Annotated in this window: 15 protein-coding genes; 6 read left to right on the top strand and 9 right to left on the bottom strand. The window is 62.2% G+C overall.

Annotated features, from left to right (window positions below):
* Nucleotides 1-104 precede the first annotated feature (104 nt).
* The 5 genes from selD to ROSMUC_RS14745 form a co-directional block, all read right to left on the bottom strand.
* Complete coding sequence (selD, locus tag ROSMUC_RS14765) at nt 105-2,276, bottom strand: selenide, water dikinase SelD (RefSeq protein ID WP_037274815.1); 2,172 nt, start codon at nt 2,274-2,276, stop codon at nt 105-107.
* 73 nt (nt 2,277-2,349) lie between these two features.
* The gene (locus ROSMUC_RS14760; RefSeq protein WP_037274813.1) at nt 2,350-2,595 is read right to left on the bottom strand and encodes a MoaD/ThiS family protein; all 246 of its coding nucleotides are present in this window, start codon (nt 2,593-2,595) and stop codon (nt 2,350-2,352) included.
* Complete coding sequence (locus tag ROSMUC_RS14755; protein WP_037274810.1) at nt 2,595-4,841, bottom strand: xanthine dehydrogenase family protein molybdopterin-binding subunit; 2,247 nt, start codon at nt 4,839-4,841, stop codon at nt 2,595-2,597. The genes ROSMUC_RS14760 and ROSMUC_RS14755 overlap by 1 nt, the downstream gene beginning before the upstream one ends.
* Entirely contained in the window at nt 4,841-5,320 is a 480-nt protein-coding gene (locus tag ROSMUC_RS14750; RefSeq protein WP_037274807.1) for a (2Fe-2S)-binding protein, read from the bottom strand. Before ROSMUC_RS14750 ends, ROSMUC_RS14755 begins: the two co-directional genes overlap by 1 nt.
* Nucleotides 5,317-6,180, bottom strand: a complete 864-nt coding sequence (locus tag ROSMUC_RS14745) for an FAD binding domain-containing protein (RefSeq protein ID WP_037274804.1) — start codon at nt 6,178-6,180, stop codon at nt 5,317-5,319. Before ROSMUC_RS14745 ends, ROSMUC_RS14750 begins: the two co-directional genes overlap by 4 nt.
* Before the next feature lie 245 nt (nt 6,181-6,425).
* Between ROSMUC_RS14745 and ROSMUC_RS14740 the strand changes: the two genes are divergently transcribed.
* Nucleotides 6,426-6,629 (top strand): hypothetical protein, encoded by a 204-nt coding sequence (locus tag ROSMUC_RS14740; protein WP_037274801.1) that lies wholly within the window; start codon nt 6,426-6,428, stop codon nt 6,627-6,629.
* Nucleotides 6,630-6,633: 4 nt separating this feature from the next.
* Here ROSMUC_RS14740 and ROSMUC_RS14735 read toward each other — a convergent pair whose 3' ends face one another.
* The 3 genes from ROSMUC_RS14735 to ROSMUC_RS14725 are packed head-to-tail and all read right to left on the bottom strand — an operon-like array spanning nt 6,634 to nt 8,932.
* Nucleotides 6,634-7,350, bottom strand: a complete 717-nt coding sequence (locus ROSMUC_RS14735) for an RlmE family RNA methyltransferase (RefSeq protein WP_037274799.1) — start codon at nt 7,348-7,350, stop codon at nt 6,634-6,636.
* A gap of 10 nt (nt 7,351-7,360) precedes the next feature.
* Entirely contained in the window at nt 7,361-7,819 is a 459-nt protein-coding gene (locus tag ROSMUC_RS14730; RefSeq protein ID WP_037274797.1) for a phage tail protein, read from the bottom strand.
* The gene (locus ROSMUC_RS14725; protein WP_037274795.1) at nt 7,820-8,932 is read right to left on the bottom strand and encodes a Ppx/GppA phosphatase family protein; all 1,113 of its coding nucleotides are present in this window, start codon (nt 8,930-8,932) and stop codon (nt 7,820-7,822) included. It lies immediately after the preceding gene.
* A 236-nt stretch (nt 8,933-9,168) separates the two neighbouring features.
* Here ROSMUC_RS14725 and ROSMUC_RS14720 point away from each other — a divergent pair, with 236 nt between their 5' ends.
* The 4 genes from ROSMUC_RS14720 (at nt 9,169) to ROSMUC_RS14705 (ending at nt 13,249) form a co-directional block, all read left to right on the top strand.
* Nucleotides 9,169-9,465: a virulence factor gene (locus tag ROSMUC_RS14720; RefSeq protein ID WP_037274794.1), complete on the top strand. Its 297-nt coding sequence runs from the start codon at nt 9,169-9,171 to the stop codon at nt 9,463-9,465.
* Nucleotides 9,466-9,495: 30 nt separating this feature from the next.
* A complete protein-coding gene (locus ROSMUC_RS14715) occupies nt 9,496-10,422 on the top strand; it encodes a methylenetetrahydrofolate reductase (RefSeq protein ID WP_037275002.1) in 927 nt (308 codons plus the stop codon).
* 9 nt (nt 10,423-10,431) lie between these two features.
* A complete protein-coding gene (locus ROSMUC_RS14710; RefSeq protein WP_037274792.1) occupies nt 10,432-11,493 on the top strand; it encodes a methyltetrahydrofolate cobalamin methyltransferase in 1,062 nt (353 codons plus the stop codon).
* A gap of 583 nt (nt 11,494-12,076) precedes the next feature.
* Complete coding sequence (locus tag ROSMUC_RS14705; RefSeq protein WP_037274783.1) at nt 12,077-13,249, top strand: DUF3644 domain-containing protein; 1,173 nt, start codon at nt 12,077-12,079, stop codon at nt 13,247-13,249.
* A 153-nt stretch (nt 13,250-13,402) separates the two neighbouring features.
* On the opposite strand, the gene ROSMUC_RS14700 is transcribed toward ROSMUC_RS14705, so the two are convergent.
* Nucleotides 13,403-14,011, bottom strand: a complete 609-nt coding sequence (locus ROSMUC_RS14700) for a response regulator transcription factor (protein ID WP_037274781.1) — start codon at nt 14,009-14,011, stop codon at nt 13,403-13,405.
* Between the two features lie 472 nt (nt 14,012-14,483).
* On the opposite strand from ROSMUC_RS14700, the gene ROSMUC_RS14695 reads away from it, so the two are divergent.
* Nucleotides 14,484-15,257 carry a hypothetical protein gene (locus ROSMUC_RS14695; protein WP_245875196.1) on the top strand — a complete coding sequence of 258 codons (774 nt, stop codon included), beginning with the start codon at nt 14,484-14,486 and terminating at the stop codon, nt 15,255-15,257.
* The last annotated feature ends 46 nt before the right edge of the window (nt 15,258-15,303 follow it).

Raw genomic sequence — 15,303 nt, 5'->3', positions numbered from 1 at the left:
GGTTCACATCGCCCCGGCCTCCGAGCCGGGGCCTCGACGCTGCTTAGGGGAGGTCCCGGATCACGTCCGGGACGGGTGTGGTTTTGATGGGGCGCAACACGTCCTCACCCCTTCACTCTGATCCCCACCGAACCAGCCACAACCCGCCCGATCACCGCTGCCTCATGCCCCACCGCGCGCAACCGCGCCACCAACGCCTCTGCCTCTCCACCATCGACCGCCGCCAGCATCCCGCCCGCCGTCTGCGGATCGTGCAACAACGCCAGCCGCGCGCCCGTGCCCCCCTCAACCGGCGCTGCCGCAACATTCGCCGCCCAGATTGTTGACCGCACGCCCGCTTCCGCCAGCGCCTCGGCGCCATCGTAAACCGGCACCGCCGCCAGATCGACCTCGGCCGCCACACCCGAGGCCCGGCAAATGGCCATCAGATGCCCCGCCAGACCAAAGCCGGTCACATCCGTCATCGCATGCGCATCGCCCAAAATCTCCGCCGCATCCCCTTGCGGCACCTGCAACGCGGCCAGCAGCGCCGCAATATCGCGCCCATCGGCCTGCCCGCGCATCTCCGCCGCCAAGAGAACCCCCGACCCGACAGGCCGCGTCAGGATCAGCGCATCGCCACCCCGCGCTCCCGCGACCGTAATCGCCTCGCGCTCCAATATCCCCGTCACCGTAAAGCCGATACTGGCCTCCGCCCCCATGGTCGAATGCCCGCCCACGATCTCGGCCCCCGCCGCGCGCAAGGCATCGCCCGCCTGCGCCATGATCTCGGCCATGGTGCGCGCCTGCAACGCCTCGGCCATGCGCGGCAAGGTGACAGAGACCAGCGCCGCTTGCGGCTTGGCCCCCATCGCCCAGACATCGCCCAAGGCATGCAGCGCCGCAATCCGCGCCATAACGCCCAGATCCTCGGTGAACCCCCGCAAGTGATCCGTGGTCAGCACCTGCTGCACACCGCCCACCCGGATCACCGCCGCATCATCCCCCGGCCCGGTCATTATATCCGCACGCGCGGGGTGCCGTTCTTGCGCCAAGACCGCTGACAACACCCCCGGTGCCACCTTGGCCCCGCACCCGCCACAGAGCGGCTCTTGCCCGAGGCCGCCCAAGGCCCGCAGGCGTGGTGGCTCCGCCGCCGCCATCGCAGGCAAATCGCCAAATTGCAGCATGAATTTCCGGTCGATCCGATCCTTCAACCGCCAGAGCATAGGCCCGCCAAACGCCATGCCCAGCTTTTCGGCCAGGGCCGACTTTTCACCCAGCGAGATCAGCTTGAGGTAATCGCGCTGCGGATGAAACACCCGTGTCTTGCCCCCGCTCAACACCGCGCGCAGGTTGTCACGCAGCACAGGCGCGGCGCGCACGGCATAGACCCCGGCCTTGGGGCGCGGTGCATGGGTCAGATGGGCGCAATCCCCGGCGGCAAATATCGCCTCTTGCCCCTCAACCCGCAAATCCGCCCCCACGCGCAAGAAACCGTCCTCCGTCACCGGCAACCCGGTCTCGGCCAACCAGCCATGCGCCCGCGCGCCTGCTGCGCCTGCGACAAACCCCGCCGCAATCTTGGTGTCATTGCCCAGAACCACCCCCGCGGCCGTCACTTCAGCCACCTCGACACCCGTCACAATCCGCACCCCCGCCGCCGCGCAGGCGCGGATCAGACGCGGGCGAATGACTGGTGCCCCCGGCGCAATCTCCCCCGCCCGCTCGATCAGCGTGACCTCTGCCTGCCCAGCAACACCCTTCAACCGATAGGCCATCGCCATCGCCAATTCGATCCCGGCAATCCCGCCGCCGATCACCGCCGCTTGCGGTGTGGCCCCTTGCGCCACCCGACCGAGATACCCCTCCCACGCCCCGGCAAAAGGGCCGAGCGGTTTCGCTGCAACGCCATGTTCAGAGAACCCCGGCACCCGTGGCATGCCCGAATGGATACCCACATCGACCGAAGCCACGTCAAACCCGATCTCGCCGCGCCCCGCGACCGTCACCCGGCCCGCGCCCGCATCAATTCCCGTCACGGCACCCACGATCAGCCGCGCACCCGCAAACCGCGCCAGCCGCACCAGATCAATTTCCAATTCCTCGCGCCGGTAATGCCCTGCCACCAATCCCGGCAACATGCCCGTATAGGGTGCCACCGGATTGGGGTCGATCACCGTCAATCGCGCCCCCGGCAGCGGGTCCATCCCCCACATCCTCAGCACCAGCGCATGCGCATGGCCACCTCCGATCAGCACCAGATCACGGGTCAGAGGAACAGAGGCAGGCATCATGGGAAATTCTCCGGTTTTCGGCTACCGGCATAGGCCAAGCCACCGCACAGGAAAAGCGGCGAATGCGCGCGCCTCAGCCGCCCTTAAGCCGCTTGAGCAACACAACTTCGCTATCTGGCTGAATCGGCGTGAACCAATTGTCATTGTAGACGCGCCCGTCGATCGACACCGAGACGCCACGCTCCAACTCGGCCCGCAGGCCGGGGAATGTCTCCCCCAGCCCGTCAAGCAACTCGCGCAAGGTGGCGGCCTCGACCGCCACCTCGCGTTGGCCGTCCGCGCTCTCGGCCAGAGACCCCCAGAGCACGACCTTGACCATCAGCCCTTCGCCGCCTGAATCGCGGCCAGAACACGCGGCGGCGACATCGGAAGCTGCGTCATCCGCACGCCCGCCGCCGCCGATACCGCATTGGCCACCGCCGCCAAGGGCGGCACAATCGGCGTTTCGCCCACACCGCGCACCCCGTAGGGATGGCCGGGATTGGGGATTTCCAAAATCACCGTGTCGATCATCGGCAGATCAGAGGCCACGGGAATCCGGTAATCAAGGAAGCCTGCGTTTTGCAGAATCCCATCCTCGCCATAGATATATTCCTCGTTGAGCGCCCAGCCGATGCCCTGCACGGCACCCCCCTGAAACTGCCCCTCGACATAGGCCGGATGCACCGCGCGCCCGGCATCCTGAAACACCGTGTAGCGCAGGATCTTGGTGGCGCCGGTATCGGGATCGACCTCGACATCCACCATATGCGTGCCAAAGCTGACACCCGCCCCCTCGGCTGTCACCTCATGGTGCCCGGCAATCGGCCCGCCGGTGTTGCTGGCGACGGCGGCGATTTCCTTGATGGTCATGGGGGGGAATTTCCCGGCATTGGGGCCAGCAGGGCGCGCGGCCCCGTCTTCCCATTCCACCGCCTCTTCGTCGATGCCCCAGATCATCGCGGCGCGGCGGCACATCTCGCGCTTGGCGGCGCGGGCGGCCTCGATCGTCGCCAGACCCACGGCAAAGGTCACGCGGCTACCGTCCGTCACCTCGTTCTGGCCCAGCGATCCGGTATCGGCAATAATCGTCCGCACCTGATCATAGGGAATACCCAACTCTTCGGCGGCCATCATCGTCATCGACGCGCGCGAGCCGCCGATATCGGGATTGCCCTCGGATACCGTCACCGTCCCGTCCGGCGTGACATTGAGGCTGACGCAGGTATCGCCGCCAAAGTTGAACCAGAACCCACAGGCCACACCGCGCCCCTGGTTTTCGCCCAAGGGGGCGGTCCAATGCGGATGCGTATGCGCCGCCTCCAACGTCGCCATCAGACCAATCGCCGGATAGGTCGGCCCATAAGAGGCGCGCGTGCCCTCCTTTGCCCCGTTCATCAACCGCACCGCCAGCGGATCAAGGCCAAAGCCCTTGGCCAGTTCGTCAATCGCACTCTCCACGGCAAAGGCCGCCATCGGCGCGCCGGGGGCGCGATAGGCGGCCGCCTTGGGCCGGTTCGTCACCACGTCCCAGCCCACGGTCTTGACGTTCTCCAGATCATACGGCGCAAAGGCCGACATCGAGCCCATATCGACCGGCGAGCCCGGATAGGCCCCGCCCTGATAGCGCAACTCGGCAAAGGCCGCCGTGATCCGGCCATCCTTCTTCATCCCGATACGCACATCAATCGAGGTCGAGGCCGTTGGCCCCGTGGCGCGCAGCACTTCGGACCGGCTCATCACCATCTTGACCGGGCGGCCCGATTTCTTGGCCAGCATCAACGCTACCGGCTCAAGGAAAACCACTGTCTTGCCACCAAAGCCACCGCCGATTTCGCTGGCCGTGACCCGCAATTGCCCCTGCTCCAGTCCGAGGATCGCCGCACAGACGTTGCGCACCATGTAGTGCCCTTGGGTGCAAACCCAGAGATCGCCCTGACCATCGGCGCTCATCGTCGCAAGACAGGCATGCGGTTCGATATAGCCCTGATGCGTGGCCCCGGTGCGATAGGTCCGCTCGACCACGCGGTCGGCCTTGGCCAGTCCCGCCTCAATATCGCCGTGCCCGAACTCGACGCGCGAGATCACGTTGCCGGAATACCCTTCGGGCACCGTTTCCTGCTGTGCACCCTCATGCAGCACCGGCGCGCCGGGCCGCATGGCCGCGTCCACATCCGTCACATGCGGCAGCACCTCATATTCCACCTCGATGAGCTTCAGCGCCTTGCGCGCCACTGCCGCCGAAGTGGCGGCAATCGCCGCCACCGCATGCCCATCATAGAGCGCCTTGTCGCCCGCCATGCAATTGTCGATCACATCGGCCACGTGATCCGGCACATCGCCAAAATCGGCGCGCGTGACCACGGCCTTGACCCCCGGCAGCGCCTCGGCCTTGCTCGTGTCGATCCGCAGGATGCGCGCATGGGCATGGGGGCTGCGCAGGATACGGCCCGTGAGCATCCCCGGCGCCACCATGTCGGCCCCGAAACGCGCGCGCCCCGTCACCTTGTCGATGCCGTCAGGGCGGTTGGGCCGGGTGCCCACAACCTTGAAATCCTTGACTTTCTTGGTGTCATCCAGTGCCATCACGACGCCCTCCGCATGTCCGCCGCCGTTTCCATCACAGCGCGGATGATCTTGTCATAGCCGGTGCAGCGGCAGAGATTACCCGCCAGCCAATAGCGCACCTCTTCCTCGGACGGGTCCGGGTTGCGCTCCAGCAGCGATTTTGCCGCCACAAGGATGCCCGGCGTGCAAATGCCACATTGCAGCGCCGCCATCTCGATAAACTTCTGCTGGAGCGGATGCAGCACCTCGCCCGCCGCCATGCCCTCGATCGTGGCAATCTCACGACCCTCGGCCTCGGCTCCCAGCATCAGGCACGAACAGACCAGCCGCCCGTCCACCGTCACCGAACATGCCCCGCAATCGCCGGTGCCGCACCCCTCCTTGGTACCCGTCAGGCCCAGTTCGTCGCGCAGCACATCCAGCAGCGTCGCCTCGGCATCGCAGAGGAACTCTGTCTCGTCGCCGTTGATCTTGGTCGTCACATGAATCCGGCTCATGCTTTTTCTCCTTTCGCCCGCGCCTCTGCGATCACCGCCGCGCGACGGGCCAAAACGCCTGCCACATGGCGGCGGAAATCGACCGTGCCGCGCTTGTCCTCGATTGGCGTTGCCGCTGCCGAACAGGCTTCGGCCAGATCGCTCAACGTGGCCTCGTCCAGAACCCGGCGCTTGATCGCCGCCGCCGCCGCCTCGACCAGAATGACCTTGGGCCCGACCGCGCCAAGCGCCACACGCGCCGCCGTCACCCGGCCCTCCGCATCCAGGCTCAGTGAAATCCCGCACCCCACCACCGCAATATCCATCTCGGTGCGCGGGATGAACCGCAGATAGGCATCGCCCGACCGCGCGCCCCGCGCCGGAAGGAAGACCGAAGCAATGAACTCGCCCGCTGCCAGCGTCGTCTTGCCCGGCCCCTTGGGAATATCAATCACATCCACGTCGCGTGTGCCCTGGGGGCCAACCACGCGCGCCACGGCCCCCGCCGCCACCATGGCTGGCACCGAATCCGCCGCAGGCGAGGCGTTGCAGAGATTGCCCGTCAAGGTCGCCCGCCCCTGCACCTGCGTCGAGCCAATGAGACCCGCCGCCTCAACCACACCGGGCCAATCCGCGACCAGCCCGGCATGCTCGCCCATCTCGGCGCCGGAAACCGCAGCCCCGATCCGCCAGCCGCCATCCTCGGCGGTGATCGCTTTCATGCCTGCGATGCGCTTGATGTCGACCACCACCTCCGGCTCGACCATCTCAGAGCGCAACTTGACCAACAGGTCCGTGCCCCCCGCCAGCACATACGCCCCCTGCTCCGCCGCGAGGATCCGCACCGCGGCCTCGACATCCTGAGGTGCCTCATATCGCATTCCGGCCATCCTTTCCTGTTGCTGCACCGGCCAGACCTCTGCCTGACTCGGCCCTGTTTGCGCCGACTATCCCGCAACTCGCGCCCAGACGCAAATCGCTTGCCGACGCCTCGCCGCCTGCCCGCGCCACGCGTGATCCCTTGCGCAAGACGCCTTACCGCCGCACCGATATGGCGCCAAAATCGCCGCAATCCTTTGGCAAGACATTTGCATTCACGTGTTCGAGCGTTCTCACGAGGTAATTCATGTCCCAGTCCGATCCGCGGCCCCGCCCCAAACTCGACCGCGCGCGCCACGCACTCTTGTTCGAATTGATCCGGCAGCGCAGCATGGCGCACCACGTCTCGCGCAGGGTTGCGGACCTGGCCGAAACCGATCCCGCCGACCTACACCTCTTTGCGCAGGCCGCCGCCCGCTCCATCGCCCCGGATGAGCGCGCAGCGCGCTGAGGCGTCAGCCGCGAAAGCCGGTGGCCACCACGAATTTCTCCGAGCTGTCGGCGCGTGACGCAGGCGGCTTGACGTTGGCCACCTTCTCGAACCGTTGCTTCAAAAGCTTTTGCAACTCGCCCTCGGCCCCGCCCGCCAGCACCTTGGACACGAAGGTGCCGCCCACTTCCAGCACGTCAAACGCCAGATAGGCCGCTGCCTCGCAGAGCGCGATGATCCGCAAATGGTCCGTCTGCTTGTGACCAGAGCTTGAGGCCGCCATATCCGACATCACCACATCCGCCTTGCCACCCAGCCAGGCCTTGACCTGTTGATCGGCATCGTCGGACATGAAATCCAGCTGATGAATCTCGCAGCCCATGATCGGCTCCACCTCTTGCAGATCGACCCCCACGATGCGCCCAATCGCCTTGCCCTGCTTCTCGCCCAAGGCATTGACACGCGGCACCGCCACCTGACACCAGCCTCCGGGCGCACAGCCCAGATCGAGCACCCGCGCCCCGGGCACCAGAAACCGGAACTTGTCATCCAATTCCATGATCTTGAACGCCGCCCGGCCCCGGTAGCCTTCGATCTGTGCGCGCTTGACATAGGGATCGTTCAACTGCCGCTGCAACCAACGCGTCGAGGACGACGTGCGCCCGCGCGCCGTCTTGACCTTGACCGTCAGGTCGCGTTGTCCGCGCCCCGAGGTGTTTTTGCCATCCGGTGTCTTGGCCATCTATTCCGTCTCACACGTTTTCAATTGTCAGTCCTTCATGGGCAAACTCAATGGACTCAATCGCCACCTCATTGCCCTCAGCCTTCAGGTCGGTGCCCATGACCTTCACCGGAAAGGCGTTCTTGACCCTCCAGATCATCGTCGGCGCGCCGCTTTCGTCTATCAAGGAAATCGTCAGCTCTTTGCGCGTGATCCTGTTCATTTCGATCTCGGCAAACCACTCAAAGAGTCCGCTTTCCTTGGCGAATACCCCCTTTTTCATGGTGATATTGCCCGATTTCAGCATCCCCGGCATTTTCACCCGCGAAAACACAGGCGAATTGCCCGCACGATATTCAATCGGTTGAGAGTCCGCATCCAGCCCCGAAACCTCTTGAAAATTCAGCGCCGTCGTATCCCATGTCACCCGAAAATAAAACTTCGGCAAAGGCCAGATGTTTTGCGATTGCGCCGATCCGTCATCCACCATTTATCCGTCCTTTTCCGTCAATACCCCATCCGCCGCCATCTGTGCATAGAGCATACCTTCACGCAGGCCGCGATCCGCTACGCTCAACCGATCCGTGGGCCAACACCGGAGCAAAGCTTGCAAGATCGCTGCCCCCGACATGATGAGGGCTTGGCGGTCCTGACCGATGCGCGGATCACGCCGCCGCCCCGCCGGCCCAAGCGCCAGATAGGACCGGATCACCCGATCAATCTCGTCGCTGGTCATGGTCAGCCCGTCCACCTTGTTGCGATCATACCGCTTGAGGCCCAGATGGCTGGCCGCCACGGTGGTCACCGTGCCGGACGTGCCCACAATCTGAAACCCCTCGCGTGATTGCTCGTCCTTGTAGGGCGCGAATTCGGCGAGGTTCTCTTCAAAGAACCAACTCATCAACGCAAACCGCGCCGCGTCATCCTCGACATCTCGGAATTGATCACGCAGCGTCGCAACGCCAAGCGGCACGCTGATCCAATCCACGACCTTCGGCGCGGGCAGGCCTACAGGGCTGGCATGAAAGCCCATATGCATGCGCATGATCGCGCGCCGCCGCTCGTCATGCGGAACCGCCGTCAGGTCGATCCAGACCAATTCCGTCGACCCACCGCCAATATCCACCACCAACAATTGATCGGTGCGCTGACTGACCAACGGCGCACAGGACACGACCGCCAGTTGCGCCTCTTCCTGCGGTGCGATGATGTCTAGCTTGAGCCCGGTTTCGCGCTCTACCCGCAGCATGAAATCGACCCCATTACTGGCGCGCCTGCAGGCTTCGGTCGCGACCAGACGCATCCGCGTCACCCCGTGCCGCTTCAACTTCTGCTTGCAAACCCGCAGCGCCTGAATCGTCCGATAAATCGACGCCCGCGATAAACGGCCAGAGCCTTCCAGCCCTGCGCCCAACTGCACTGATTTCGAAAAGCTATCCACGACTTTGAACTGATGGCCCTCGGGTTGGGCAATCAGCATGCGGCAACTGTTTGTTCCCAGATCAAGCGCCGCATAGAGCGGCCCCCGATCCGGACGGGTCAGTGCGGGGCTCTCAACCGGTTTCGGGACCGCGCCCGCACTTTCGGGACGCTTGGGCGTCATCGCAACACGCCCTCCATTTCAAGTTATCCCCAAACTAGTCCGAAGCGCAGGCGCACGCAAGCGTTGCGAGGGGTCATGATGATGATGAGTATTTTTCGCAATTGTGCCCATGGCCCCTGTCCCGACCCGCGGCTAGGGTACGCAGGTCGCATGACGCGCCCGTTCTGTCGAAATCCGACCCTGTGCCACGTCGCTCCTGCATTAGGTAGTGACCACGAAGGAAAAAGGAATCAGCCATGGTTGACGTCACCATCGTCTACTGGCGGGACATCCCCGCTCAGGTCATCGTCGGCAAGGGGCGTCGCGGCAGCAAGGTTCAGCTGCCCGAACGGTTCGAGCAGGCCATCGACCGCGCGGCGATGAAATGCGGCGCAGCGGGCACCGATGCCTATCTTGCCGAATGGCGCAAGGCCGATCCCTATTCCATCGAAGGCGAACCCGACGCCGTCGCCCAATCCGAGGCGGCCCGGCTCGACGCAGACTACGATCAGGAGCGCATCAAGGCCCTGATCGCGAATGATGGCTGGGCGTGAATGCGCTCTGGATCTCTATGGGAGGCCGCGATGGCACTGTTCAATTTCAAGAAGCGTGAGAAATTCACCCCCGCCAATGGCCAGCTCGAGGCGTTCCTTGATGGCTATTCCATCGAGGTGATGCCGCGCACCGCCGAAAAGGTCGAGAACTTCCGCGACCTGCTGCCTGCCGGCACCCGCGTCTATATCGCCCATATCGAGGGCACGCCCATCGAGGATATGGTCGCCACCGCCGCGCGCCTCAACGCCGAAGGCTATCCCGTTATGCCGCACTTCCCCGCGCGCATCATCAAGGACCGCGCCACGCTGGCCGATTGGATCGCCCGCTATCAGGGCGAGGCCAATGTCGATCAGGCCCTCCTGCTCGCCGGTGGCGTCACCACGCCCCATGGCGATTTCGACAGCTCCATGCAGCTCCTCGAATCCGGTGAATTCGACCGTGCCGGCTTCGAACGCCTGCATGTCGCCGGCCACCCCGAGGGCAACAAGGACATCGACCCCGACGGCAGCATGAAGAACGTCGAGGATGCGCTGCGCTGGAAACAGAAATTCTCGGAAACCACCGACGCGAAAATGGCCCTCGCCACGCAATTCGCCTTCGACGCCAAGCCGATCATCGCCTGGGCCGACAGCCTCAGCGCGGCGGGTATCACCCTGCCCATCCATATCGGCATCGCCGGTCCCGCCAAATTGCAGACCCTGATCAAATTCGCCATCGCCTGCGGTGTCGGCCCCTCGCTCAAGGTCCTGCAGAAACGCGCCATGGACGTCTCGAAACTGCTCCTGCCCTACGAGCCGACCGAGGTCCTGAGCGAACTCGCCGCCCACAAGGCCGCGAACCAGAACTTCAACATCGAGCATGTGCATTTCTTCCCGCTTGGCGGGATCAAGGCCAATGCCGAATGGGCCATCGAAAACGGCGGGGCCTCCGCCACGCCCGCCAACCAGCAAGGATAAGACCAGACCATGACCCGCACCATCGTCGAGAGCAAAACCAAAACCGCCGTTATCGGCTTTGACGAGCCGTTCTGCGTCATTGGCGAACGCATCAACCCCACCGGGCGCAAGAAACTCGCCGCCGAGCTTGAGGCGGGCGATTTCTCCACCGTCGAATCCGATGCGCTGGCTCAGGCCGCCGCCGGGGCCACCGTGCTCGATATCAACGCGGGCGTGGTCTACAACTCCAACCCCAACCCGAACGAGACCGAACCGCCCCTCATGACCAAGATGATCGAGCTGGTTCAGGGCCTCGTCGATCTGCCGCTCTGCATCGACAGCTCGGTGCCCGCCGCGCTCGAGGCCGGTCTCAAGGCCGCCCATGGCCGCCCCCTCCTCAACTCGGTGACGGGTGAGGAAGAGCGTCTCGAATACGTCCTGCCGCTGGTCAAGAAATACAACGTGCCGGTCGTCGCCATCTCCAACGATGACACCGGCATTTCCGAAGACCCCGACGTGCGTTTCGCCGTGGCGAAAAAGATCGTCGAGCGTGCGGCCGATTTCGGCATCCCCGCCCATGACATCGTGGTCGATCCGCTCGTCATGCCCGTGGGCGCCATGGCCACGGCGGGCCGTCAGGTCTTTACCCTGGTGCGTCGCCTGCGCGAGGAACTGGGCGTCAACACCACCTGTGGCGCCTCCAACATCTCCTTCGGTCTGCCCAACCGGCACGGCATCAACAATGCCTTCCTGCCCATGGCGATCGAGGCGGGCATGACCTCTGCGATCATGAACCCCATCGCGCTGCCGGTGAAACAGGCCGAGATTGCCGCGAAAAAGGCCGAAATCACCGCCGCAGGGCTGATCCTGCCCGAAGATATGGATGACGAGACCTTCTGCCAGCTCTTTGGTCTGGGCTCCATGCAGGCCCGCGCAGGCAAGGAGATGGAGGCGATCATGGCCGCCAACTTCCTGATGAACAACGACCCCCACGGCGGCAACTGGATCAAGTTCAACAAAGCGCCCCCCAAGCCCGGTGAAGAAGTCCGCGCCGGCGGCCGCGCCGGCTCCCGCAGCCGCCGCCGCGGCTAACCCCCGCCCCGGGGCCTCCCATCCAACACGCCCCGGGCTTGACCCGGGGCCTCCCACACCTACCCGCCCCGGGCTCGACCCGGGGCCTCTCCCCCAAAAACCAAAAGCGCGACACCAAGGCACCGCAGGTGCCGCCGCGCAGCGCCCGTCCGCCATTGGCACGCTGCCCTTCACCCTCGTCACCCCCGCGCGGAATCAAGGCGCGTAGCGCCCGTCCGCCCCCTCGGGCGGGCGCTTCTACACCGTCGCAGTCCCTTGATAACGCGGAAGTATTTGGCAGACATAAACTGCCAGCCGACACCGCAACAGCGCCCCCCCGGCGGACAAGGCCCCGCGCGGCGTGTCGCCAAAGTGAATATAGGGCGTTTCGGCCCTTTGCTGCCATTCGTCGGTCAATATGGTGCTGCGCTGCAGGTTCACTGACCCTGCAATTCGCCGCGTGTACGAAATCAGCACCATGGTGAACGACAGCTGTGCGAAGTCATATGACTTTGACCTTTTCGCCAAAAACTGACTTTATTCGTGAAATCATGATCGACAATCATTGAAGTCGTCACCGAGAAGAACAGAAAGTTCATAGTAATTGGCACGTAGACCCGGAAAAACGCTGGAAAAATGGGAAGTGGCAATTGTGAAAGCCATGCTGCAGAAGAACTACGTCCCGCAAGACGTTCACGCATATTTTTCCAGACCAACTCGCTCTGTGAACCAAGCTCGGATATCTCAAATCAAAGATGGGAAGATGCACGCGGCGATCAAACCGGCAAGCGACGATGAACTGGACGCTTTTCTGAATGCATGGCCGGACAGAGATACAGCAACGGGGCTTCACTTCAAGGGCGATGAGTTACTGATCAAAGCTCGGGAAGCGATGATTGCGGCTGTGCATACTTTTAACAGCGCCGGACTACATTTCCGCGCAGAACTGTTCATCGTCACAAGCGTCATTGCATGGACGTACCTGTTGCACGCCTACTATAAAAGTGAGGGCGTCGATTATCGGTACAAGCAGGCTGGGGTTGTCAAGAAAACAAAACATGGTGCTGACATGTATTGGGAACTAGGGCAATGTCTTGCTCACGGCGGGTGTCCGATTGAAAAAGGCGTAATTGATAATCTCAATTTTTTGACTGAGATTCGGCATGAGATTGAGCATCAATCAACCAACCGGATTGACGATGCTCTAAGCGCGAAGCTGCAAGCATGTTGCATTAATTTCAATGACGCGATCAAAACTCTGTTTGGCAAAGAATTTGCGTTGGAAAAACGGCTGCCAATAGCACTTCAATTCGTTACCTTCGATGGAGCGCAGCGCGCCAGTTTAGTCGGTCAGAATTTGCCGCCAAACATAGCGGCTGCGATGGATGACTTCCACAATAGGTTAACTGATGAAGAGCAAGCCGACCCGAAGTTTCGCTATCGCGTTGCCTTTGTACCAAAGGTGGCAGGCAAGGCTTCAAAATCTGATTTGGCTGTTGAGTTTGTCAAAGCCGGCTCACCGGAGGCGGTAAATGTTGAGAGAGTGCTACTGAAAGAAACAGAGCGACCCAAATATCGTCCTACAAAGATAGTTGCCAAGGTGAAAGCGGCTGGGTTTCCAAAGTTTGCCATCTTCGATCATACGAAGCTCGTTAATGAGCTCAATGCTCGTACTCCAGAGAAAGGCTATGGCGTCGAGATAGCGGGTCAGTGGTATTGGTACGATGGTTGGTTTGAGAAGGTCATGGAAAAACTCAATGAAGGATGGACCCGTTGACCTACTGCATCACAGTTTGGTGAGGCCACGGCAGCTCTCCGCTCCCTCAACGTCAAACCCACCCCCAGATTTCACGGACTTCTTCCCCCGATCCCTACCCCCCAAACCTTACAAAACCCGCATCCAAACCTTACAGTCCTTACACAGTCAACGTCAGGTCAGCCCCATATCCCGGGCGATCATGGCGGCGTGGGTGCGGTTTTTGGCGCCGAGTTTGCGGGACAGGGTCTTGAGGTGCAATTTCACCGTAACCTCTTGAATATCAAGGTCTCTGGCGATTTCCTTGTTGGATTTTCCGTGCAGGATGCCGACCAGCACATCGGTCTCTCTGGGCGTCAGGCGCACCGGTCCCTCCGCCTCATCCTCCCCCGCTTCAAGAAAATCTAGCGGCGCATAGGTCTCCCCCAACAACATATGGTGGACCGCCGCAACCAGAGATTGCGGATCAAGCGTCTTGGGCAAGAACCCCGCCGCCCCCGACCTCAGCGCCCTGCGCCCAATCTCCGCCGTCGCCGTCCCCGACAAAATTGCAACAGGGCATTTCGCCCGCGCTTTCATCACGCCAAGACCGGTCAAGGAATCCATTCCCGGCATCATCAAATCCAGCAGAACCAATTGAAAAGGCCCGTTTTTTTCCTGAACATCCAGCGCCGTCCCAAGGCTCTCGGCGACATGCACCTCGAACCCACCCTGCGCGCGCAGGTAGGCGGCAATCATTTCCCGGACCAGATCATGATCGTCAGCCAACAAGAGTTTGGTCATCGGCGCGTCCTTCCTTCTACTACCTCAAATGTCTTTTTTAACTCATTTTTCAACAACTAAGTCAGCCGTCGAGCCATGACAATCCCAAGACAACCCTAGGTGGGTATCCTCCACCTATTCCCTAAACGGCAAATTCCGTGCCAACCCTCAAATCCCACCTATCTTTAGGGATAGGGGGCTGGTCAAACGATGAAAAAAAGGCAAATGCCAGTGATAATACAATAATTTCGCCAGCGCCGATGACCCCGCGTGACAAGGAACCGCCCCGGTTGATATACTCTACCCAAGCAAGAGCCGAAGATCACTCGGAAACTGTGTCCCCCGCATCACGTCGAGGAACCCGATCAAACCACAACGTCCTTTGTTCAAGTTTTCCAGTGTAAGGCCCGATATGCACGTTCCCTTCCCCCGCAGGTTCCCCGGCCGCAACAAAGTGTTTGTGGTGCTTCTGAGCCTGTTCGCTGCCGGGTGCATGTTGGCTGCCGTCCTGCAAACAAGCCGGGTTTTCGTGCAGTTGGACGACTATCGAAGCGCCAGCCAGGACAACCTCCACTGGACCACCTCGCGTCTTGAAGTGGATCAACTCAAATTTCTCGCCTCGCTCCGGGCGCTCACGGGGCCAGAGCCGGAACTGGTCGACGCGGTGCGCCGCCAGTTCGATATCCTCTACAGCCGCGCGACCGCCCTGCGGGATGGTCGGGTGTACCGCGAGGTTTTGGCCCAGGACATTGCACATGCGGATATGGATCGCGTGACCGAGCTTTTGGCGACCATGGTGCCCATCATCGACGGCGATCAGAGCAATGTGTTCAAAGAGCGGGCGCGGTTGATCCAGCTTGGCACCCGGATGGCTGATCCGATCCGCAACATTGCTGCGCGAGGGCTGGCCGCGGATGCGCAGCGCTCGGATTCGGAACGCGCAGCCCTTACGGCCAAGATTCTGAGCCTCGCCATACTCATCCTGATGATGCTGGCTGCCCTGTCCTCACTCCTGCTTTTGCTTTGGCGCCTCTACCGCAACTATCGCACGGAGGCTGAGCAGAACAAGAGTAAATCCAATAGATTAGCGACCATTCTTAACACATCTCAGGACGCGGTAATGGTGGTCGGCGCCGACGGTCTGATCGGCGACACGAATGCGCGCGCCAATGACCTCTTGGCACTGAGTGATCGGCTGACAACGAAAATCGAACTGGGCGATGTTCTGTTTTGCAAGGGCGATGATGGGACGTTAACAGGCTGCTGAAAAAGTCGGCCCTCGACGCGGTTATGAGAACATGATTCACTTCCGG

It is taken from the genome of Roseovarius mucosus DSM 17069, assembly GCF_000768555.3.
Taxonomy (GTDB): Bacteria; Pseudomonadota; Alphaproteobacteria; order Rhodobacterales; family Rhodobacteraceae; genus Roseovarius; species Roseovarius mucosus.
Note: the sequence above shows the minus strand (reverse complement) of the source record. Positions and strands in the feature narration are given on the sequence as shown.

Excerpts from the sequence above, each read along its gene's own strand:
- selD (WP_037274815.1), bottom strand. The coding sequence starts at position 2,276 with ATGATGCCTGCCTCTGTTCCTCTGACCCGTGATCTGGTGCTGATCGGA.
- ROSMUC_RS14760 (WP_037274813.1), bottom strand. The coding sequence starts at position 2,595 with ATGGTCAAGGTCGTGCTCTGGGGGTCTCTGGCCGAGAGCGCGGACGGC.
- ROSMUC_RS14755 (WP_037274810.1), bottom strand. The coding sequence starts at position 4,841 with ATGGCACTGGATGACACCAAGAAAGTCAAGGATTTCAAGGTTGTGGGC.
- ROSMUC_RS14750 (WP_037274807.1), bottom strand. The coding sequence starts at position 5,320 with ATGAGCCGGATTCATGTGACGACCAAGATCAACGGCGACGAGACAGAG.
- ROSMUC_RS14745 (WP_037274804.1), bottom strand. The coding sequence starts at position 6,180 with ATGCGATATGAGGCACCTCAGGATGTCGAGGCCGCGGTGCGGATCCTC.
- ROSMUC_RS14740 (WP_037274801.1), top strand. The coding sequence starts at position 6,426 with ATGTCCCAGTCCGATCCGCGGCCCCGCCCCAAACTCGACCGCGCGCGC.
- ROSMUC_RS14735 (WP_037274799.1), bottom strand. The coding sequence starts at position 7,350 with ATGGCCAAGACACCGGATGGCAAAAACACCTCGGGGCGCGGACAACGC.
- ROSMUC_RS14730 (WP_037274797.1), bottom strand. The coding sequence starts at position 7,819 with ATGGTGGATGACGGATCGGCGCAATCGCAAAACATCTGGCCTTTGCCG.
- ROSMUC_RS14725 (WP_037274795.1), bottom strand. The coding sequence starts at position 8,932 with ATGACGCCCAAGCGTCCCGAAAGTGCGGGCGCGGTCCCGAAACCGGTT.
- ROSMUC_RS14720 (WP_037274794.1), top strand. The coding sequence starts at position 9,169 with ATGGTTGACGTCACCATCGTCTACTGGCGGGACATCCCCGCTCAGGTC.
- ROSMUC_RS14715 (WP_037275002.1), top strand. The coding sequence starts at position 9,496 with ATGGCACTGTTCAATTTCAAGAAGCGTGAGAAATTCACCCCCGCCAAT.
- ROSMUC_RS14710 (WP_037274792.1), top strand. The coding sequence starts at position 10,432 with ATGACCCGCACCATCGTCGAGAGCAAAACCAAAACCGCCGTTATCGGC.
- ROSMUC_RS14700 (WP_037274781.1), bottom strand. The coding sequence starts at position 14,011 with ATGACCAAACTCTTGTTGGCTGACGATCATGATCTGGTCCGGGAAATG.
- ROSMUC_RS14695 (WP_245875196.1), top strand. The coding sequence starts at position 14,484 with ATGTTGGCTGCCGTCCTGCAAACAAGCCGGGTTTTCGTGCAGTTGGAC.